18 protein-coding genes are annotated in these 18,897 nt (G+C 68.4%); 11 read left to right on the top strand and 7 right to left on the bottom strand.

What is annotated here, in order from left to right:
- Nucleotides 1-459: 459 nt before the first annotated feature.
- The 7 genes from ACZ6DL_RS06505 to ACZ6DL_RS06475 are packed head-to-tail and all read left to right on the top strand — an operon-like array spanning nucleotide 460 to nucleotide 10,333.
- Nucleotides 460-2,088: an SMP-30/gluconolactonase/LRE family protein gene (locus ACZ6DL_RS06505; protein ID WP_466049389.1), complete on the top strand. Its 1,629-nt coding sequence runs from the start codon at nucleotides 460-462 to the stop codon at nucleotides 2,086-2,088.
- Nucleotides 2,078-2,938, top strand: coding sequence for an SDR family NAD(P)-dependent oxidoreductase (locus ACZ6DL_RS06500; protein ID WP_466049388.1), 861 nt, complete (start codon nucleotides 2,078-2,080; stop codon nucleotides 2,936-2,938). The genes ACZ6DL_RS06505 and ACZ6DL_RS06500 overlap by 11 nt, the downstream gene beginning before the upstream one ends.
- A gap of 29 nt (nucleotides 2,939-2,967) precedes the next feature.
- Complete coding sequence (locus ACZ6DL_RS06495) at nucleotides 2,968-4,344, top strand: aromatic ring-hydroxylating oxygenase subunit alpha (RefSeq protein ID WP_466049386.1); 1,377 nt, start codon at nucleotides 2,968-2,970, stop codon at nucleotides 4,342-4,344.
- Between the two features lie 56 nt (nucleotides 4,345-4,400).
- Nucleotides 4,401-6,230, top strand: coding sequence for a flavin-containing monooxygenase (locus ACZ6DL_RS06490; protein ID WP_466049385.1), 1,830 nt, complete (start codon nucleotides 4,401-4,403; stop codon nucleotides 6,228-6,230).
- A 41-nt stretch (nucleotides 6,231-6,271) separates the two neighbouring features.
- Nucleotides 6,272-7,198, top strand: coding sequence for an SDR family NAD(P)-dependent oxidoreductase (locus ACZ6DL_RS06485; RefSeq protein WP_466049383.1), 927 nt, complete (start codon nucleotides 6,272-6,274; stop codon nucleotides 7,196-7,198).
- The gene (locus tag ACZ6DL_RS06480; protein WP_466049382.1) at nucleotides 7,188-8,894 is read left to right on the top strand and encodes a thiamine pyrophosphate-binding protein; all 1,707 of its coding nucleotides are present in this window, start codon (nucleotides 7,188-7,190) and stop codon (nucleotides 8,892-8,894) included. The genes ACZ6DL_RS06485 and ACZ6DL_RS06480 overlap by 11 nt, the downstream gene beginning before the upstream one ends.
- Nucleotides 8,895-8,896: 2 nt before the next feature.
- The gene (locus tag ACZ6DL_RS06475) at nucleotides 8,897-10,333 is read left to right on the top strand and encodes an aldehyde dehydrogenase family protein (RefSeq protein ID WP_466049381.1); all 1,437 of its coding nucleotides are present in this window, start codon (nucleotides 8,897-8,899) and stop codon (nucleotides 10,331-10,333) included.
- 96 nt (nucleotides 10,334-10,429) lie between these two features.
- On the opposite strand, the gene ACZ6DL_RS06470 is transcribed toward ACZ6DL_RS06475, so the two are convergent.
- From ACZ6DL_RS06470 to ACZ6DL_RS06460, 3 genes are all read right to left on the bottom strand, one after another.
- Complete coding sequence (locus ACZ6DL_RS06470) at nucleotides 10,430-11,275, bottom strand: patatin-like phospholipase family protein (RefSeq protein ID WP_466049379.1); 846 nt, start codon at nucleotides 11,273-11,275, stop codon at nucleotides 10,430-10,432.
- 327 nt (nucleotides 11,276-11,602) lie between these two features.
- The gene (locus ACZ6DL_RS06465) at nucleotides 11,603-12,025 is read right to left on the bottom strand and encodes a hypothetical protein (protein WP_466049378.1); all 423 of its coding nucleotides are present in this window, start codon (nucleotides 12,023-12,025) and stop codon (nucleotides 11,603-11,605) included.
- 247 nt (nucleotides 12,026-12,272) lie between these two features.
- Nucleotides 12,273-12,698: a DUF4383 domain-containing protein gene (locus ACZ6DL_RS06460; RefSeq protein WP_466049377.1), complete on the bottom strand. Its 426-nt coding sequence runs from the start codon at nucleotides 12,696-12,698 to the stop codon at nucleotides 12,273-12,275.
- Between the two features lie 537 nt (nucleotides 12,699-13,235).
- On the opposite strand from ACZ6DL_RS06460, the gene ACZ6DL_RS06455 reads away from it, so the two are divergent.
- The gene (locus ACZ6DL_RS06455) at nucleotides 13,236-13,418 is read left to right on the top strand and encodes a hypothetical protein (RefSeq protein WP_466049375.1); all 183 of its coding nucleotides are present in this window, start codon (nucleotides 13,236-13,238) and stop codon (nucleotides 13,416-13,418) included.
- A 149-nt stretch (nucleotides 13,419-13,567) separates the two neighbouring features.
- Here the strand turns inward: ACZ6DL_RS06455 and ACZ6DL_RS06450 are convergent, their stop codons facing one another.
- Nucleotides 13,568-13,873 carry a hypothetical protein gene (locus ACZ6DL_RS06450; RefSeq protein WP_040871783.1) on the bottom strand — a complete coding sequence of 102 codons (306 nt, stop codon included), beginning with the start codon at nucleotides 13,871-13,873 and terminating at the stop codon, nucleotides 13,568-13,570.
- A 174-nt stretch (nucleotides 13,874-14,047) separates the two neighbouring features.
- On the bottom strand, nucleotides 14,048-14,638 hold the full coding sequence (locus ACZ6DL_RS06445; protein WP_357129958.1) for an HdeD family acid-resistance protein: 591 nt from the start codon (nucleotides 14,636-14,638) through the stop codon (nucleotides 14,048-14,050).
- 213 nt (nucleotides 14,639-14,851) lie between these two features.
- On the opposite strand from ACZ6DL_RS06445, the gene ACZ6DL_RS06440 reads away from it, so the two are divergent.
- On the top strand, nucleotides 14,852-15,838 hold the full coding sequence (locus ACZ6DL_RS06440) for a glycosyltransferase family 9 protein (protein WP_466049373.1): 987 nt from the start codon (nucleotides 14,852-14,854) through the stop codon (nucleotides 15,836-15,838).
- Between the two features lie 57 nt (nucleotides 15,839-15,895).
- Here ACZ6DL_RS06440 and ACZ6DL_RS06435 read toward each other — a convergent pair whose 3' ends face one another.
- Nucleotides 15,896-16,216 (bottom strand): ArsR/SmtB family transcription factor, encoded by a 321-nt coding sequence (locus ACZ6DL_RS06435; protein WP_466049372.1) that lies wholly within the window; start codon nucleotides 16,214-16,216, stop codon nucleotides 15,896-15,898.
- Nucleotides 16,217-16,400: 184 nt separating this feature from the next.
- On the opposite strand from ACZ6DL_RS06435, the gene ACZ6DL_RS06430 reads away from it, so the two are divergent.
- Together ACZ6DL_RS06430 and ACZ6DL_RS06425 are read left to right on the top strand one after the other, a co-directional pair.
- The gene (locus tag ACZ6DL_RS06430) at nucleotides 16,401-17,111 is read left to right on the top strand and encodes a M23 family metallopeptidase (RefSeq protein WP_393229916.1); all 711 of its coding nucleotides are present in this window, start codon (nucleotides 16,401-16,403) and stop codon (nucleotides 17,109-17,111) included.
- A gap of 254 nt (nucleotides 17,112-17,365) precedes the next feature.
- Nucleotides 17,366-18,448, top strand: coding sequence for a hypothetical protein (locus ACZ6DL_RS06425; protein ID WP_466049371.1), 1,083 nt, complete (start codon nucleotides 17,366-17,368; stop codon nucleotides 18,446-18,448).
- Here ACZ6DL_RS06425 and ACZ6DL_RS06420 read toward each other — a convergent pair.
- Nucleotides 18,420-18,740, bottom strand: a complete 321-nt coding sequence (locus tag ACZ6DL_RS06420) for a hypothetical protein (protein ID WP_466049369.1) — start codon at nucleotides 18,738-18,740, stop codon at nucleotides 18,420-18,422. The genes ACZ6DL_RS06425 and ACZ6DL_RS06420 overlap by 29 nt on opposite strands.
- Nucleotides 18,741-18,897: the final 157 nt, after the last annotated feature.

Below are 18,897 nucleotides of genomic sequence, written 5' to 3'. Positions count from 1 at the left end.
CGCCGAGCCGCCGTCTCGCGCACGTCACCCCACCTCCGCCCGGGCAAGAGCAAGTCGGTTGCGCATCACCCTGCTCGCTGTACGATAATGGCATTTCCGTAGTGTGAAAATTGGGTTGCGCGATTCCGGCTATCGCCAGCACCCTGTCCGGTCGGCCGCAGAACGTCCATCCGCCAGCCGAACCCACCGCCGGGGCTGTCCCTCGAGCGGAAAATCGTGGCGCACAGTGCCATCAGCCCTGACGTGGTCGTAGCGAGCGCTCGGCGGCGACGCTCCGATGACGCTCGACGACCCTGGTGCGAATCTACTCAGAGGTAGTCAACCGATCAAGTATTGCTATCCTTACGAGGATTGAAGTAGCGTGGCCCACGACACACGGCCCGCCCCCGTGGGTGCCGGATTCCCGTCGCCCGGACCGCCGGGCCGGGCTGTGTCAGTGGATATCGACTTTCTCATCGCATGGGAGGCCCCGCCTTGACTCGAGGGGCGCGCTACAGCACCACCACACCGATAACCCTCGCCGAGGGGTGGAGCGTTCGACGACTCGCCCCGCCGAGCCGACTGTTCGGCGCGAACGGCCTGCGGACGGGTGCCGACGGCCGGATCTACGTCGCCCAGGTGGCGGGCAGCCAGATCAGCGCACTCGACGTCGCCACCGGCGACCTCGAGACCATCAGCGCCAAGGGCAGCGACATCATCGCCCCCGACGACCTGGCCTTCGATCCCGAGAGCAATCTCATCGCCACGGAGTACATGGACGCGCGGGTCAGTGTGCGCGGTGCCGACGGGCGCACCCGCGTGATCCGCGACGATCTGCCGGGCGCCAACGGCATCACGGTGCACAACGGCCGGTTGTTCGTCAACGAATGCCGGATCGGCGGTCGCCTCATGGAGCTGCCGCTGGACGGTGGCGCGCCGCGTATCCTGCGAGACAACCTGCCGATGCCCAATGCCATGGAGGTCGGCCCCGATGGTCTCCTCTACTACCCGGTCATGGGGACCAACGACATCTGGCGGATCGATCCCGACGGAGGTGCGCCCGAACGAGTCGCCGGTGACCTCGGCGTGCCCGACTCGGTCAAGTTCGACTCCGCGGGGTTCATCGTCTCCACCCAGGTGCAGACCGGCGAGGTGCTGCGAATCAACCCACGCACCGGGGACCGTCAGGTGCTGGCGAGCCTGGATCCCGGATTGGACAACTGCACCTTCGTCGGCGACCGCCTGTTCGTCTCGAACTTCTCCGGCGAGATCACCGAGATTCTCACCGGCGGCCGGACCCGGCCGGTCCTGGAAGGCGGCCTGCTGTGGCCGCTGGACCTGACCGTCGGCCACGACGGCAATCTCTACGTCGCCGACGGCACCTTCTTCTACGTGTGGCGTGATGGCAGATTGCACACGGTCGCCTCCCTTTTCAGCGCGGGCAACCCCGGCTATGTACGCGGCGTCAGCGCCGTCGGATCGGGCGAGTTCCTGTGCGCCACCTCCACCGGGCAGATCGCGTACTACCGCCCGGGCACGGACGAGGAGCCCGAGATCGTCGCCGACGGGTTCGATCAGCTCTACGGGGTCGCGGCAATCGCGAACGGGATGATCGTGGCCGCGGAACTCGGCGCGGGCCGGGTGCTGTCGATCCGGTCCGGCCAGGTCGACGTGCTGGCCTCCGGGCTGAACGCCCCGATGGGTGTCGCGTTCGGCCCGGACGGCACGCCCCTGATCTCCGAATCCGGAGCCGGGCGGATCGTCTCGATCAGCGGCGCCGGAGTCGACACCGTGGTGGACGGACTGGAGACGCCGCAGGGAATCCTGGTGCGCGGCAGACAATTACTGGTCCTCGACGCCGGTTTGCAAGCCTTGGTCCGCGTCGATCTCGAGACCAAGGCGCGGCAGACGCTCGCCGCGAACCTCCCGGTCGGCGCGCCGCCCGGCGTCGTCGCCAAACCCTTGCGCGGCACTCCCCCGTTCTCCGGACCCATGGGCCCGTTCGCGGGGCTCGCCGCCGGACCGGACGGCACGATCTATCTCTCCGCCGACGCCGAGGGCAGTGTGCTGGCGCTGCGCGGGAAGGCATGGCCCGGCCATGACCGATGACGGCCTCACACACGACTTCTTCGGACTGACCGGGCGCGTCGTCATCGTCGCGGGCGCGGGCGGCGGCGGCATCGGCACCGCCGTCACACGCCTGATCGCCAGAGCAGGCGCCACCGTGATCGGGGTGAGCCGCTCGAAGGAGAACCTCGCCGAGCATGTCGAACCCCTTGCTGCGGAAGGGCTTTCCGTACATTCCGTCGCGGCCGACGTCGGCACCGAGGAGGGTGTCGCGACCGTGCTCGAGCACGCCCGCTCGGCGCCCGGCGAGTTGCACGGACTGGTCAATGTGGCGGGCGGCGCCGCGGTGCGCACCTGGATGCCCGCCACCCGGGTGACCCGGGAAGACTGGCGGGCGTTGTTCGCCCAGAACCTGGAGACGATGTTCTTCATGAGCCAGGCGGTGGCCGCGGAGCTCAAATCACAAGGCAGGCCCGGTTCGCTGGTCTCGCTCTCCTCGATCAGCGGCATGAACACCGCACCGTTCCATATCGCCTACGGCACCGCGAAGGCGGCGCTGGTCGCGGCAACCCGGACCTTGGCGGTGGAGCTGGCCCAGGACGGCATCCGGGTGAACGCCATCGCGCCGGGCGTCACCGAGACACCGGCCTCCCGCACCTACGTCGACGACGATCCCCAGCGCGACCGCCGGGCCATCGCCATGGGCAGACGCGGGCGACCGGAGGAGCAGGCGGGCCCGATCCTGTTCCTGCTGTCGGATCTGTCGACCTACGTCACGGGCCAAACCCTGCTGGTGGACGGCGGCCTGAACCTCAGGTGGACCCATCTCGGGGATGACCACACCTCGCTGTTCCTCGAGGACGAAAACTTCCGCGCATCCATCACCCGCTGACGCACCCGAGTGATCACCAGGAGCAAGTCATGAGCGAAACGACAAACGGGGCAACGACTTCCGCGACCGCCGAACCGTTGTCGACGCCGATGACGATCGGCGTCGAGGCGTACATCTCGGAGGAATACGCACGCGCCGAGGGCGACAAGCTCTGGGCCAAGGTGTGGCAACAGGTCGAACGGGTCGAGGAGATTCCCCGGGTCGGCGACTTCCTCACCTACGAGATCCTCGACGATTCGATCATCGTCGTGCGCACCGCACCGGACACCATCCGGGCCTACCACAACGTGTGCGCGCACCGCGGCCGCAAACTGATCGACACCCCGGATGGCGCGCACGACGCCCGCGGCAGTCGCAAACAGTTCGTGTGCGGTTTCCACGGGTGGCGTTACGACCTGGAGGGCCGCAACACCTTCGCGGCCGAGCGCGAGGATTGGTCCTGCGGTCTCACCGAGCGCAACGACGGGCTGAACCGGGTGCGGGTCGACACCTGGGGCGGTTGGATCTGGATCAATATGGACCCCGGCGCGGAACCGCTGCGGGAGTACCTCGAGCCCGCGGCCGGTCTGCTCGAACACTTCGAACTGGAGAACATGCGCTACCGCTGGCGGCGGTGGCTGACCTTCGACTGCAACTGGAAGGTCGCCTTCGAGGCGTTCATGGAGACCTACCACGTGCCCTACACCCACCCGGAGTTCATGAACTTCGGCACTTTCCTCGGATGGTCGCGGGCGCAGGGCAAGCACAGCAATATCGGCTACGACGCTCCCAAGGGCATGGAGGAGAACCAGGCCAAAGTGCGCGTCGGCAGCGGTCCGGACGCGCGCGTCTCCACCGCCACGCTACAGAACTTCACCTGGGAGAACGCCAATACCAATACCACCCGCACGCTGGTCGACGTCGCCAATCGGCTGGTCGACGAACTGCCCGAGGGCACCCCGGCCGGCGAAGTACTGCGCTACTGGCTCGACACCGCGCGGTCGGAGGACGAGGCACGCGGCGTGGTCTGGCCGAAGGTCGACCCCGAGATCGTCGCCAGGGCGGGCACCGCGTGGCAGATCTTCCCCAACTTCCAGATCGGCCACGCACTGAACAACATGCTGTGCTACCGGTTCCGGCCCTACGGCTGCGACCCGGACAAGTGCATCTTCGAGGCCGCTGTGTTCGAACTCTTCCCGCCCGGCCAGGAGCCGCGGACCGAGTGGGAGTACACCCCCGTCGGCGACCCCGGCTGGCGGACCGTCCTACCGCAGGACTTCGCCAATATGGCCGCGGTCCAGCAGGGCATGAAGAGCCGCGGCTTCTCCGGGCCGAAACCCAACCCCTATCGCGAGCGCAGCGTGGTGAATCTGCACCGCAACCTCGCCGAGTACATGGGTACCGGCGAGCCGCGCGATCTGACCTGACGAGCGGGACCCGCCGGTCCGCCACCGATGACCGAGTTAGAGATCCAGGAATCCGAATGCAAGAGTGCAAGCCCACGGTTACGCCCGATGTCGATCGGGATGCCCTCCGCGCGAAATATCTCGCCGAACGCGACAAGCGCCTGCGGCCCGAGGGACAGAAGCAATATCTGCTGACCGAGGGCGAATTCGCGGATTACTACGAAGAGGATCCGTACACGCCGGTCGAGCCGCGAGACGAGATCACCGATGAGCTCGAGGTGGCGATTCTCGGTGGCGGTTTCGCGGGTCTCATCGCCGCGCACCGGTTGCGGCAGGCCGGTGTGGACGATTTCCGGATCATCGAATTGGGCGGTGACTTCGGCGGGGTCTGGTACTGGAATCGCTACCCCGGCATCCAGGTCGACTCGGACAGCTACTGCTATCTGCCGTTGCTCGAGGAGACCGGCTACATGCCGAAAGAGAAGTTCTCCTTCGGCGACGAGTGCTACGAACACGCCCAGCGCATCGGCAAGCACTTCGGCCTGTACGAGAAGGCGATCTTCCACACGCTGATCCGATCGCTGGAATGGGACGAGCAGATCGGACGGTGGCGGATCGCGACCAACCGGGGCGACGACATCCGCGCCCGGTTCATCGTGATGTGCCAGGGTCCGTACAACCGGCCGAAACTCCCCGGCATCCCAGGCATCACGCAGTTCCAGGGCCACACGTTCCACACCGCGCGCTGGGACTACACCTACACCGGCGGCACGCTGAAGGGCGGCCTGGACAAGCTCGGCGACAAGAAGGTGGCCATCATCGGCACCGGCGCCAGTGGTATCGGGACGATCCCGCATCTGGCCGAAGGCGCCGGACACCTGTACGTGTTCCAGCGGACGCCGTCCTACATCTTCGAGCGCGGCAACACCACGACCGACCCCGGATGGGTGAACTCGCTGCGGCCGGGCTGGCGGGAGGAGCGGCAGCGGAATTTCCACAACGCCGCCTACGCGTTCTACTCCCCGGGTGAGCCGGACCTGATCTGCGACGGCTGGACCGAGGTCGCCCGCAATGTGGCCGCCCACCTGGACGCTACCGGCGGCTGGGCCGAACTGGCGACGAATCCGCTGAAGGTCATGGAACTCAAGGAGGCCGAGGACTACCGCGCGATGGAGCGTGTGCGCCGCCGCGTCGAGGAGATCGTGACGGACGAGGCGACGGCCGAGGCGCTCAAGCCGTACTACCGGCACCTGTGCAAACGACCGGGCTTCAGCGACAACTACCTGCCGGCGTTCAACCGACCGAACGTCACGCTCATCGACGTCTCGGACACCAAAGGGGTGGAGCGCATCACGGCGAAGGGCATCGTCGCGCACGGTGTCGAATACGAGGTCGACTGCATCGTCTTCGCCAGCGGTTTCGAGATCAGCAGCGACATCGACCGCAGGCTCGCCATCCAGCCGTTCGCCGGGCGAGGCGGCCGGTCGCTCTACCAGCACTGGAGCGCGGGATTCCGCACCCTGCACGGGATCATGTCGCACGGGTTCCCGAACCACTTCGCGACCGGGTTCGTCCAGGGCGGGGTGACCGCCTCCACCACGCGGATGTTCGAGCAGCAGGCCGATCACATCGCCTACATCATCTCCGAAGCCCTGGCCCGGGGGTCCACCACGGTGGAGCCCAGCGCGGAGGCCGAGGAGGCGTGGATCGCGACCATCCGGGCCAATTCGTTCGACAACAGCAACTTCGTCCGGGAATGCACCCCGGGCTACTACAACAGCGAGGGCGAGCCGAACGGGCGGTCGTTCCTCGGTGATCCCTTCTGGGGTGGCTTCTACGTGCTCGAGGACCTGCTGCGGGACTGGCGGGACACCGGCCGGTTGGAGGGTCTCGTCCTGGGCGAATGACGAGTCCCCCGCCATCACGAAGCACCTGTGAGAGGACCACCTTGCCAGAACTCAGATTCGACGATCGCGTAGCCGTGATCACCGGCGCCGGAAGGGGATTGGGCCGCGCTTACGCCCTGCTGCTCGCCGCCAAGGGGGCGAAGGTGGTGGTCAACGACCTCGGCAGCAGCGTACGCGGCGACAGCGTCGAGGCGAACCCGGCCGCGGAGGTGGTCGCCGAGATCGAAGCGGCGGGCGGCACCGCCGTCGCCTGCACCGAGTCGGTGGCCACGGCCGAGGGCGGGCGCGCGATCATCGACACGGCGCTCGACCGGTATGGCCGCCTGGACATCCTCGTGCACAACGCGGGCAACGTCCGTTACGGTTCGCTGCGGCAACTGAGCTACGAGGATTTCGACGCGGTGCTCGACGTGCACCTGCGCGGCGCGTTCCACGTCGTCCGGCCCGCGTTCCCGGTCATGGCCGACGCCGGTTACGGCCGCGTGGTGCTCACCTCGTCCATCGGCGGGCTGTACGGCAACAAGGGCGTGGCCAACTACGCCGTGTCGAAGGCGGGCATGATCGGCCTGTCGAATGTGATCGCCCTGGAGGGAGCCGAATTCGGCATTCTCGGCAACGTCATCGTGCCCGCCGCGGTGACGCGACTGGCCGACGGACTCGACATCTCGTCCTATCCGCCCATGGGACCGGAACTGACGGCACCGGCCGTCGGCTGGCTCGCCCACGAGTCCTGCTCGATCACCGGCGAGATGCTGGTGTCGGTCGCCGGGCGGGTGGCCAGGGCCTACATCGCCGAGACCCCTGGGGTCTACCGCCCCTCGTGGACGGTCGAAGAGATCGGCGAGCAGATCGACGCGATCCGCGATACGACCGGCTCCTGGATTCTGCCTGCCGTTCCCTCGGGGCACAGCGATCACATCAGGAAGAGTTTCGAGTCAGCCACGGAAGCAGGACAGCATGCCCGTTAAGGTCTACGAACGTATTCTTCAGCTCTTCGAAGCCGAGGGCATCAATACGATATTCGGTATTCCCGACCCCAATTTCGTGCACATGTTCCACCTCGCCGAGGAACGCGGCTGGAATGTCGTCGCGCCGCATCACGAGGAATCGGCCGGTTTCATGGCCGAGGCGGTGTCGCGGATGACCGGTAAGGCCGCGGTGTGCATCGGCACCCTCGGACCGGGCGTCGCCAATCTGGCGGGCGCGATGATGTGCGCGAAGGTCGAGAATTCGCCGGTGATCTTCCTCGGCGGGCAGCGCGCCCGGATCACCGAGCAGCGGGTGCGGCGCGGGCGTATCCAATTCGTCAAGCAGGCAGAACTCTTCGCACCGTCGGTGAAGTACCACGCCAGCATCGAATACGCCGACCAGACCGACGAGATCATTCGCGAGGGCTTGCGCCGGGCACTCACCGGAACACCCGGGCCGGTCTACATCGAGTGGCCCAAGCACATCATCCAAGAGGAACTCGACGTTCCGGAACCATTGCCGCCCAGCCGGTATCGGCTCGTCGGCCAGACCGCGGGCCAGGACCGGATCGAGGAGGCGGCGCGGCTGATCCGCGCGGCGCGACAGCCGGTCCTGCTCGTCGGGCACGGCGTGCACACCACGCGCGCCGGGAACTCGGTTCGCGCGCTCGCCGAGCTGATGGCCTGCCCGGTTATCCAGACCTCCGGCGGTACGTCGTATATCGAGGGACTCGAGGACCGCACCTTCCCTTACGGCTTCTCGCCGTCGTCCATCGATGCGGTGGTGCGATCGGATCTGTGCCTGGCCGTCGGCACCGAAATCGGTGAACCCGTGCACTACGGGGTGGGCCGGCACTGGCCGGCCAACGAGGCGAACCGGAAATGGATTCTGGTGGAACAGAATCCCGAGGCCATCGGGGTCAATCGCCCCATCGATGTACCGCTCGTCGGTGACCTGCGCGCGATCGTCCCGCAGCTGGTCGAGGCGCTGAAGGACACGCCTCGCACGCCGTCGCCCGAGCTCGCGGGCTGGATCGAGCAGGACGCCGCCCGGCTCGCCGAACTGTCCGAAACCGCGCCGTCGGGGCGGTCCCCGGTACACCCCGCGCGACTCGTCGTCGAGGCGACCGACGTGTTCCCCTCCGACGGCATCATGGTCCGCGACGGTGGCGCCACCACGATCTTCGGCTGGACCTATTCGCAGGCCAAGCCGCACGACGTGATCTGGAACCAGAACTTCGGGCACCTCGGTACCGGATTGCCCTACGCCATCGGAGCCTCGGTGGCCGAGGGCAGGAAGCGGCCGGTCATGCTGGTCACCGGCGACTCGTCGTTCCTGTTCCACATCGGCGAACTGGAGACCGCGGCGCGGCTGAACCTTCCGCTGGTCTGCGTGGTGGCCGTGGACTACGCGTGGGGCCTCGAAGTCGGGGTCTACAAGGGGCTCTTCGGGCCTGGCTCGCTGGAGACCGGTACGCACTGGAGCACCGACACCCGCCTGGACAAGGTCGCCGAGGGCTTCGGCTGCTACGGCGAATTCGTCGACCACGACCAGGACATCGCCCCCGCCATCAAACGGGCGTACGCCAGCGGCAGACCGGGCGTCATCCACGTCGCCGTCGATCCGAAGGCGAACTCGGAGGAGATGCCGAGTTACGACGAGTTCCGCACCTGGTACGCGGAAGGGACACAGTAGTCATGCGCGAGTATTCCCAGTTCTACATCGACGGCGCCTGGGTCGACCCGGCCGGGGCGCGGTCCTTCGACGTCGTGAACCCGGCGACCGAAGCGGTGTGCGGCATGGTCGCCAACGGGTCGGCCGCGGACGTGGACCGTGCGGTCTCGGCCGCCCGCGAGGCGTTTGCCGCCTGGTCGGCGTCCTCGGTGCCGGAACGGATCGCGTTGCTGCGCGCCATCGGCGCGGAGTACGGCAAACGCGCGGGTGACCTCGCCGCTGCGCTGACCGAGGAGATGGGCGCACCGAGCGCGCTGGCCTGCGGATTCCAGGTGGATCTCGGGGCCGGGCACCTGTCGACCGCCATCGAAGTCCTGGAGAATTTCGCCTTCGAGCAGCGGCGCGGCGCCACCCTGGTCGTCAAGGAGCCCATCGGCGTATGCGGCCTCATCACGCCCTGGAACTGGCCGATGAGCCTGATCGCCGTGAAGGTGTTCCCCGCCCTCGCCACCGGCTGCACGACGGTGCTCAAGCCGTCGGAACGCTCGCCGTTCACCGGGCAGATCTTCGCCGAGATCCTCGATGCCGCAGGCGTTCCCGCCGGCGTCTTCAATCTGGTCCAGGGCGACGGTCCCAGCGTCGGGGTGCCGCTGTCGGCGCATCCGGACGTGGATCTGATCTCCTTCACCGGCTCCACCCGCGCGGGCATCGAGATCGCGCGCAATGCCGCGCCCAGCGTCAAGCGGGTCACCCAGGAGCTGGGCGGCAAAAGCGCGAACATCGTGCTCGACGACGCGGACTTCACCGATAATGTCGCCGCCGCGATCGGGCCGATGATGATGAACTCCGGCCAGACCTGCAGCGCGCTGTCGCGCATGCTGGTTCCCCGTGCCCGCATGGACGAGGCCATCGACACCGCGCGCCGAGCCGCTGCCCAGCTCAGCGTGGGCGACCCCACCGGGGATGCCGCGCTGGGCCCCGTCGTCTCCGGTGCGCAGTTCGACAAGATCCAGGCGTTCATCCATAAGGGCATCGACGAGGGAGCCACGCTGGTGGTGGGCGGCCCCGGCCGCCCCGACGGACTCACCAAGGGCTACTACGTGCGGCCCACCGTGTTCGCGAACGTCACCAACGACATGACCATAGCCCGCGAGGAGATCTTCGGCCCGGTGCTGGCCATCCTGGGCTACGACAGCGTCGACCACGCCGTCGAGATCGCCAACGACACCGAGTACGGACTCGCGGGCAATGTCGCGGGCTCCGATCTGAACCAGGCCCGCTCCGTAGCCCGCCGCATCCGGTCGGGCTGGATCACCATCAACGACGCCTTCGACTTCCACGCCCCCTTCGGCGGCTACCGCAAGAGCGGAAACGGCCGCGAGTGGGGCGAATTCGGATTCGACGACTACCTGGAGATCAAGGGCATCCTCGGGTACGCACCGGAAGAAGCCGGGTCGTAGCGGAGCGCGCGGGAGGGGGCGGGTGGCTGGGATGGTGGACGCATGTGGCCGTGCTGGGCGCTGTCGTACTGGTGCTGAAGCCGGCTCGGCAGTCTGTCAGGGGTTCGGCCAGACGTCCTTCAGTCGCAGCGCCGCCTCGGCGGACTGGCGCACACCGGCCGCATGGGCGGGGGCCAGCACGGCCGGGTCGAACACGTCGAGTCCGAATGCGGCGATGGCGTCGTCGTCGGGCACTATGGATACCTCTGTGGCCGAACCCAATTCGCGATCGCTGGGAATGCGCGGGAACATGTGCGCCAAGGGCTCGGCGATCACCACGACGTCCGCGCCCGCGGCCAGGTCCGCGTTCACCGGGGAGCGCAACCCGCCGTCGATGTAGTGGCGGCCGTCGATCGGAATCGGCGGGAAGACACCCGGAACCGCGGTGCTCGACGCCAGCGCGGCGGGCAACGACGCCGCGCCGTCCCTGGTCCACGCGCGCAACTCGCCGGTGGTGATGTCGACCGCGGTGATGACGAGGTCACGCGCGGGCCACTGCGCCACACCGGCCAGCCCGCCCATGCGCGCGACGTGCTCGTCCGGATCACCCACCTGCGCGGCCAGCGCCAGCTCACCCGCCCGGCGGCGTGCCTGGGCGGGATCCTGTCCGGGGGCGCGCAGGACGGCGAATATCTCCGCCATCCGCGCCGGATCCGCCTGCACCGGTGCCGAGGTCGACGTCGACGGCGGACGCAGCAAACGCGCCGGATCACCGCCGTCGGCCAGGACAGCGCCGACCACCGCCCCGGCCGAGGTGCCGACGAACCGGTCCGCCAGCGCCAAGTCGATCCCGCTGTCCCGCAGCCCGGTAGCCAATCCCGCCAACCACGCCAAACCGACCGAACCACCTCCACCGAGCACGAGCGCGACCGAGAATCCGTTGGGTGACAGCGTTTCCGACATACCGCCAGCCTAGCCGCCCTGGTCGCGACGACCGCCTGCGCTCGATCGGCCGCATTCACTACTAGGTCTGCGCATGAGCGCCGGTGACCGACCCGACGAGACCGTGACGCCGACTCGCGCACCCGGCGCCTGTCCCGTCGTCCGCCACCGGAATACCGTACGTACCCTGGCGCCTGGACCACCTCGACGACGACGCGGCCCGCTCGTCGCACGGCCGGGAAGCCCGGATCATCGACGCACCGATCTGCGCCACCTCGGGTCGCGACCCGCATCGCTATCGGCGCAGGCCTGCCCGTCGGCGGAGAAGGCTCGCCGGCGCCGGACGATCTATGCCCAGATGCGCGACAACGCCGAGCGGGAGTACGTCTGCTGGGGCGTGACCGTGATCAGGTCGCACACCTCGACGAGTTCGGCCGGTACCGCGTTGCCGAAGTGCTGCAGCCCCGGTGCGATGACCGCGTCGACACCGAAGCTGCGTGCGGCTTCGACCAGGCGATCGACCGGTGCGTCGGTACCGGCGCCGAAGGTCACGGTCTTGCACAGCTCGTAACCCAGCCGCTTCGCCAAACTCCGCATCTGCGCTTCGTCCCAATCCTGGGACACGCCCGAGACGTCCTTGCGGAGATATCCCAGCGCGGGTGGTTTGGCCCTCATCGGTACTCCCTCGGCGCGGTCGTTGCTGAAGTGGTCGAAGCGCCTGCACTCCCACAGCTCGAGCGGCGTCGGCGCATCGAGGAACGGGCTGAGCAAGGTATTGACATCATATGTTGTCTACAGCAGCTGATGTCAACATGTGCGGCGTGCGGCAAGTGCAACTTTTTTCCGGGCCGGACACGGCCTCCGGCAGAGCGTATCGCCGCCCCTCCGACATTGCCGGGCTCGTGGCCGGACCCCGAGATCCCTTGGCTCGGCGGCAATCTCCCAGCGGCGGTCTCCCGCTCCACCGCCTTCTGTGATCCCGGCGCGGGCGGCTCGATCGGGCTGGGTCGGGCGCGCTCTATTCCAGAATCCCGGACTGCCTGCCCGCTCCGGGCGCTTGGGTCGCGGGCCGCCGCGCCAAGATCACTCCCAGCGCGATCATGGCGGCGCCCAGCACGAAGTGCAGCCAGTTGTCGGCCGTGTCGAGCGGCACGAAGTTGGCGTCGCTGTCGGGGTTCACGACGAGTCCGTACAGCCACAGGATCAGATAGACGACACCGCCGCCGATGAGGTACGCGCGCGCCGATGCGGCGGTGCGTGCGGCCAGCACTCCGGCGAGCCCGAAAGCCAGATGGACCACGTTGTGCAGCACGGACACGCTGAACAAACCGAGCAACTGAGCCTGGGAGTGATGTCCCGCCCAGTCGAGTTCGCTGTAGTCGGTGGTGATCCCCGGAATGAATCCGAGGATGCCGACCAGGAGGAATACCGCTCCTACGGCCATGGCGGCGACCTGAACAGGAGACCGCCGATCCGTTGTCGCGCCTGGTGGGGAAGTAGTAGACATCGCCGAGCCGACCCTTTCCGCCGGTAGTGGGTACCTTCGTCCCCGTGCTACCCCAGGGGGAAGTGGGCAAACAGGCAGGCTGCACGCCAGTCGGCGCACGTGGTGGTCGACGGCCCGGACGGACCTGGCGGCGCCACGGTCGCCGAGCCGATGGTGGAAATCCGCGCCGCGCAGCGAACGGGTGCGACACCGGGCGACCGAGACCCGGCCCACATACCAGATCACCAGTGGCGCGCCGTGATCCTTGTCTCCTGCGCCGACTACACCGGAGCCGTGCCGCACGGAGGAACCGGCTTCCGCGCTGGTGCGAGGGGCCGGGCAGACGTCGATGGCGGCTTCGGTCGCGGCGCGCGGCGGCCACCGCCGACTCGCGCAGGCCACTCGCTCGGGCGATACTGTGCACGATTCGAAAACAACTGTCCGCCTTGGTAAGCCAACGCAGTCTGTCAGCCGGATGGGTGATGCCCGGGAGGCATGGCAGTGTTGGTGTGGTGCGTTGTGGCGATGATCGTCGCCGTCCTGTTGGGCACAGCGGCAACGGCGATGGTGTGGGATCCGCGCGGCCGTCGCCGCGCGACCGCCACCGCGTCGATTCCGGTGCAGGCGACCGCGGAGTCCCCGGTGCCGAGCGCAAGCGATTGGCCGCGCACGCGCTGAACGGCACACGGCGCCGATCCGGGACACCGGATCGGCGCCGTCCGCGAGTTCGGGCGATCAGGCGGCGAGGCGGTGTTCGCGCGGCCGGGTCGGAACAGCAGGAAGCGGCCGAGGCGGTGTCACGCCTCGGCCGCCACCTCGGTCATTCGTCAGCTGACGGAGACGCTGCCACCCTTGGGCAGGTAGCCGATCTTCTCCACCGGCAGTTCGCCGACCACGGAGCCGGTGCAGTCCCGGCCGGAGTACAGCGTGACGGCACGATCGGTGCTGTTGACGACGGTGATCTGGAACGTGGTGTAGAAGGTACCGTCGGTGTTCAAGCAGCCCACCGGATCCGCGTGCAGCTCACCGTTGATCGACAGCGTTCCGACCGCGGCCTGCGCCGTCCCCGCCGACAGCATGGCCGCGGCCCCCGCCAGGGCCAGCGCACCGACAAACCCAGCAGTACGAATCATTCGTGCCTCCAGTTCTTTTCGATGTCGACCAACCCCGAAGCCGACGTCGCGTGAAAATGCGCCTGTGATTCTGTCACGAGTTCCAGCGGGACGGAACCGTGCTGGTCGAGACGCCCGGAGACGCGACAGCGCCCGGCCGGGCGCAGGTAGGCACCCGGCCGAGCGTTTCGGCGATCAGGCGGCGGCGTGCGCGGCGCCGACCGCCGCGGTGTCCTTGCGAACCCCGAACGCCACGATGATCTCCATGATGCCGAGGATGATCAGCCACACTCCCGCCAGGACGGCCAGCGTGGCCACCGACCGCACCGGCCAGACGATCAGTACGACGCCGGCGGCCGCGGTCACGACGCCGAAGAACACCTGCCACCAGCGCCCCGGCATACCGGGTTCGGAGATCGCGGCTACCAGCAGCGCGATCCCGCGGAACAGCCAGCCGATGCCGATCCACAACCCGAGCAGCAGGATCGAGGCCAATTCGTCCCGGAAGCAGAAGACACCGACCACGATGGACAGCACCCCGATGATGAACGACAGCACCCGCAGGCCGGCGCCGCCAGGTGCTCCGAAAGCCGCGATCAGCTGCAGGAAACCGGTGACCACGAGGTAGACGCCGAAAATGACGCCTGCCGCCAGCAGGGTGATGCCCGGCCAGGCCAGGATCAGGATGCCGAGGATCACCGCCAGAATGCCGGTGAGCAGAATGGTTTGCCACGCACGGCGGGCAAGAGACTGCAGGGGACCCTCTACCACGCTGTTTGTCGTCATGCATTGATGCTATAGCTCACCCCTCGCGTTTTCTGACCATTTGCCCAGTGGGCCGCAACATGCTGGATCAGCCGGTACCGCGGCGTTGCCCGGAGTTCACGTTTCGCCGCCCACGCGGTCGGGTAGTCATCTTTGAGTGACTCTTCGTTGGCACCCCCGGGGGTGAACGGGTGGGTCGGGGTTCGGTGAGACTCGGGTGGCTAGGAGAAGAGGGTGGCGGTTCTGCTCGTGTTGCAGGCGCGTGGGCTGGGTGACTTACTCACCGCAGTCCCGGCTCTCCGCGCACTGCGCCGGGCCAAACCGCACGATCGCATCGTTTTGGCGGCCCCGCAGCGACTGAAGCCGATCGTCGATCTGATCGCCTCGGTCGACGCACTGGCGCCCACCACCGATCCGGGCAACCTTCGTTGGGACGCACCTCCCCCCGAGTTGGCGGTCAACCTGCACGGCGCGAGCGCCGAAAGCATCGTCGCGCTGTCCAAGACCCGGCCCGGACGCATCCTCTCCTTTCGCAACGCCGCGTTCCCCGAGCTGTCCGGCCCGGAATGGGAACCCGACATGCACGAGGTGGACCGCTGGTGTCATCTGCTGGAGTACGGCGGCATCGGAGCGGATCGCCGCAATCTCGGACTGGTTCCACCGGTGTCGACGACCAGCCGCCGCGACTGTGTGGTCGTGCACGTCGGCGCGGGCGCACCGGCCCGCCGCTGGCCGCCCGATCGTTTCGCCGCGGTGGTCCGGCACCTGTTGATGCTCGGGCGCGAAGTGGTCATCACCGGCGACGAGTACGAACGCCAGCTCGCGCTGGGCATCGCCGCCCGGGCGGGGCTGCCCGTCGGCCGGGTGCTCGCCGGAGAGCAGAACCTCATCGATCTGGCCGCCACCGTCGCCGAGGCCGCCCTGGTGATCTGCGGGGACACCGGGGTCGTAGGCCTGGCCACGGCGTTCGGTACCCGCACCGTCCTGCTGTTCGGCCCCACCCCGCCCCGGCGGGCCGGTCCGCCCGCGCACCTGCTCGGCCGGCACGCGGTGCTGTGGACCGGCCACGTCGGCGACCCGGACGCCGACGCCCCCGACCCGGGTCTGTTGCAGATCGGGGTCACCGAAGTGATCAATGCCGTCGACAAGCAACTGAGCAAGCGCAACTGGCCCGGCACGGGCTCCGACCGCCGTAAGGCGGTGTATCGACGCGTCGGCTGACCGCCGCCGCCCCGACGCCATTCGGGGAGCCGATCGCCGCGCCCGGTTCCTCCGCGGTCAGGCCTCCGCCGTCGCGGCCGTCCTGAGCGCCGTGGAATAGGAAGCGAGCGCACTCGGCCAGAACTGCTCCAGGTAGTCGCGGGCGTCGGCGAGGCCGCGCGGGTCCAGCGAATACAGCCGCCGGTTGCCTTCCGGCCGCATCATGACCAACCGCGCATCGCGCAGCACACGCAGATGCTGGGAGACCGCCGAACTCGTCACACCGACTTCGTGCGCGAGTTCACCGACCGAGCGCGCGGCCTGCGGCAAGGCCTCGAAGATCGCGCGCCGAGTCGGGTCCGCGAGCGCGGTCAAGGCCTGGACTCCATTAGTCGCCACTCACACAGTGTGGGCGTCCGGCGTTTCACCGGTCAACTCCTGGGAAAGGCGTCATATCCCCAGCTCGCATGGGCAACGCCCATATGTCGTTACCGCACCGTGACCATCGAGCTGGGCTTTTATCGCCGGTGATGGTTGCCACAAGATAGCGGACCGGTGCGGCAGCTACCGTACGTTCGACTCCATGCCCGTGACCTTTCCGTTACCGATCCGTCGCGGCGTGACCCGGTTACGCCGCGACCGCACCGTCACCCGAGTGGTCGCCGCCTCCGCGGTCGTCACCGCCTCCTTCGGCATCATCGCCGCAGCACAGCAGGACCCGGACACCGACGCGTCCGCCCGGCTCGTCGCCGGGAAGATCGCGTCGGGCGAGATCCGCCCGGCCGAGGGCACAGCGCAGTTCGCCCTCTTCACCCCGCCCGACAACCCCGCGCCGCAGGCAGCGCCGGTGCCCTGGGACCCGAACCGCGTCGCGCAGGAGTTCACCCGCCCGAAGACCGTCCGCCCCGTAGCCGGTGTGCTCACCTCGAATTTCGGCGCTCGCTGGGGCGCGATGCACGCCGGCCTGGATTTCGGTGACCCGCTCGGCGCGCCGATCGCCACGGTCACCGACGGCGTCGTGATCGAGGCAGGCCCCGCCTCCGGCTTCGGTCTGTGGGTGCGGGTGCAACAGGACGACGGCACCGTCGGCGTCTACGGCCACGTCAACGACATCCTCGTCGACGTCGGCCAGCCGGTCCGCGCGGGCGACGTCATCGCGACGGTCGGCAACCGGGGCAACTCCACCGGCCCGCACCTGCACTACGAAGTCCATCTGCCCGACGGCGTGAAGATCGATCCGCAGCCCTGGCTGGCCGAGCGCGGCATCGACGTGGGGCATGCCCCCGAGGACTGATCCCGATCTTTCTCGCGGGACATGAGGGGCTCGCGAATGAATTCGGCGACAGGGCCGTCGCCCGCGACGGGCCGCGAACGCAACGACGCGTTCGCGGCCCGATTCTTTTCCTCTCGCCCTCCAGACCCGCTGCGGCACTTGGTCCCGCCGCCCCTGTGGTAGCGCCCGCCAAAGCGTCCCGGTACCGAAGTACTACACGCGAATAGCGCCGCGGCGGGACGCCACACAGCGTGCGCGATTCCTACTTTCGGTCCATGTCCACAACACGTTTCCTCGCCGTGGCCCAGGACGGGTCGTCAGCGCCGCGGTCACGTCCGAGCACGAAGGCGGCGATGGGCGCGCGGCTGCATCGACCGCTGCTCGGCACGGTGGCCGCGATGGCGGCGCTCGTCTTGCTCTCCCTCGCGGCGATGCTGGTCGACGACCGCGAACTGCTCGGCGAGTCGGTCTGGCTCAAGCCGATGAAGTTCGGCCTCGCGTTCTTCCTCTACAGCCTCACCCTGGCGTGGCTGCTGTCGTTGCCGCACAAGGGGAGCCGCGCCACCTGGTGGCTCGGCACGGTGTTCGCGGTGACCGGGTTCATCGACGTCGGCTTCATCGTATTGCAGGCGGCCCGCGGCACATTCAGCCACTTCAACACCGAGGACGACCCGGTGAACTCGATCGGTCAGGTGGTATTCGCCTCCGGCGTGCCCGGCCTGTTCCTCGCCAACCTGCTCATCGTGCTGATCCTGGCCTGGCAGCGTTTGGCGGACCGCCCGACGGCACGGGCCATCCACGCAGGCCTGGCGCTGGCCGTCGTCGGCATGGCGCTGGGCTACCTGATGGGTTTCACCGGAAAGCAGCTCGTGCGCGACAGTGCCGGGCGGATCGTCGAATTGGCCGCCGGGCACACGGTCGTCGCCGATCCGGGCGATCTCGCGCCGCGTGACGCCATGGGCGGCATGCCGATCACGCACTGGAGCACCGTCGGCGGTGACCTGCGCGTTCCGCACTTCGTCGGACTGCACGGCATCCAGGTGCTGCTGGTGGTGGCCGTCACCCTCACCTGGCTCGCGCCGCGCTACCGCTGGCTGCGTCCGGAACGCGCCCGCGCGGCCGTCGTGGGTGTGCTCGCGGCCGGGTACGCCGGTCTGCTGGCCCTGGTCTTCTGGCAGGCGATGCGCGCGCAGTCCCTGGTCCACCCGGACACGGTCACCTGGCTTGCGGCAGGCGGGCTCGCCGCGACCGTCGGAGCATTGCTCGGCGGGGTGTATCTCCGCCACCGAGACACCGGCGCGGCACACCGCCGCACGGCAGCGGGGCCGGTCAGCGCAGACGTTCCGCGTCACGGGTGAGCGCGACCAGCGTCCGGCCGAGCGCGGCCAGCTCCTCGGGCGACGCGCCCTCCCCGATGGCGGTGGCGACGTCCTCGGCGGCGCAGCGGGCCGCGAACCAGCGATCGGCCAGGTCGGCGGCCTCCTGGGCACTGAGCACAACCGCGTCGTCGGGAATTCCGGTTCCCTTCAAGCTGTTGCGGTGTTCGTAGGCGCGTTGGCGACAGGACTGGCGGCAGTACCGGCGACGGCGGCCGGCCTCCGATTCCACGATCTCCCGCCCACACCACTGGCAGGACAAGCGGCGCGACATGACGCAGAACACTAATCGCTTGCCACCCACGATCCGCTCAGCGACCCCCGCCGCGAATCACCCGGCATCGGGCGTGGCGAGGCCCGCGCGACGCGGGCACTACAATGGAACGGTTCACCGCGGCCGCGTCGGGAACTATCGGCGCAGGCCCGATCGT

The organism is Nocardia sp. NPDC041819 (assembly GCF_055590505.1).
The sequence above is the reverse complement of the archived record's forward strand: the minus strand, read 5'-3'. Positions and strand labels throughout refer to the sequence as shown.

Excerpts from the sequence above, each read along its gene's own strand:
- ACZ6DL_RS06430 (WP_393229916.1), top strand. The coding sequence starts at position 16,401 with ATGCCCGTGACCTTTCCGTTACCGATCCGTCGCGGCGTGACCCGGTTA.
- ACZ6DL_RS06480 (WP_466049382.1), top strand. The coding sequence starts at position 7,188 with ATGCCCGTTAAGGTCTACGAACGTATTCTTCAGCTCTTCGAAGCCGAG.
- ACZ6DL_RS06470 (WP_466049379.1), bottom strand. The coding sequence starts at position 11,275 with ATGTCGGAAACGCTGTCACCCAACGGATTCTCGGTCGCGCTCGTGCTC.
- ACZ6DL_RS06445 (WP_357129958.1), bottom strand. The coding sequence starts at position 14,638 with ATGACGACAAACAGCGTGGTAGAGGGTCCCCTGCAGTCTCTTGCCCGC.
- ACZ6DL_RS06420 (WP_466049369.1), bottom strand. The coding sequence starts at position 18,740 with ATGTCGCGCCGCTTGTCCTGCCAGTGGTGTGGGCGGGAGATCGTGGAA.
- ACZ6DL_RS06460 (WP_466049377.1), bottom strand. The coding sequence starts at position 12,698 with ATGGCCGTAGGAGCGGTATTCCTCCTGGTCGGCATCCTCGGATTCATT.
- ACZ6DL_RS06475 (WP_466049381.1), top strand. The coding sequence starts at position 8,897 with ATGCGCGAGTATTCCCAGTTCTACATCGACGGCGCCTGGGTCGACCCG.
- ACZ6DL_RS06455 (WP_466049375.1), top strand. The coding sequence starts at position 13,236 with ATGGCAGTGTTGGTGTGGTGCGTTGTGGCGATGATCGTCGCCGTCCTG.
- ACZ6DL_RS06450 (WP_040871783.1), bottom strand. The coding sequence starts at position 13,873 with ATGATTCGTACTGCTGGGTTTGTCGGTGCGCTGGCCCTGGCGGGGGCC.
- ACZ6DL_RS06505 (WP_466049389.1), top strand. The coding sequence starts at position 460 with ATGGGAGGCCCCGCCTTGACTCGAGGGGCGCGCTACAGCACCACCACA.
- ACZ6DL_RS06495 (WP_466049386.1), top strand. The coding sequence starts at position 2,968 with ATGAGCGAAACGACAAACGGGGCAACGACTTCCGCGACCGCCGAACCG.
- ACZ6DL_RS06490 (WP_466049385.1), top strand. The coding sequence starts at position 4,401 with ATGCAAGAGTGCAAGCCCACGGTTACGCCCGATGTCGATCGGGATGCC.
- ACZ6DL_RS06500 (WP_466049388.1), top strand. The coding sequence starts at position 2,078 with ATGACCGATGACGGCCTCACACACGACTTCTTCGGACTGACCGGGCGC.
- ACZ6DL_RS06425 (WP_466049371.1), top strand. The coding sequence starts at position 17,366 with ATGTCCACAACACGTTTCCTCGCCGTGGCCCAGGACGGGTCGTCAGCG.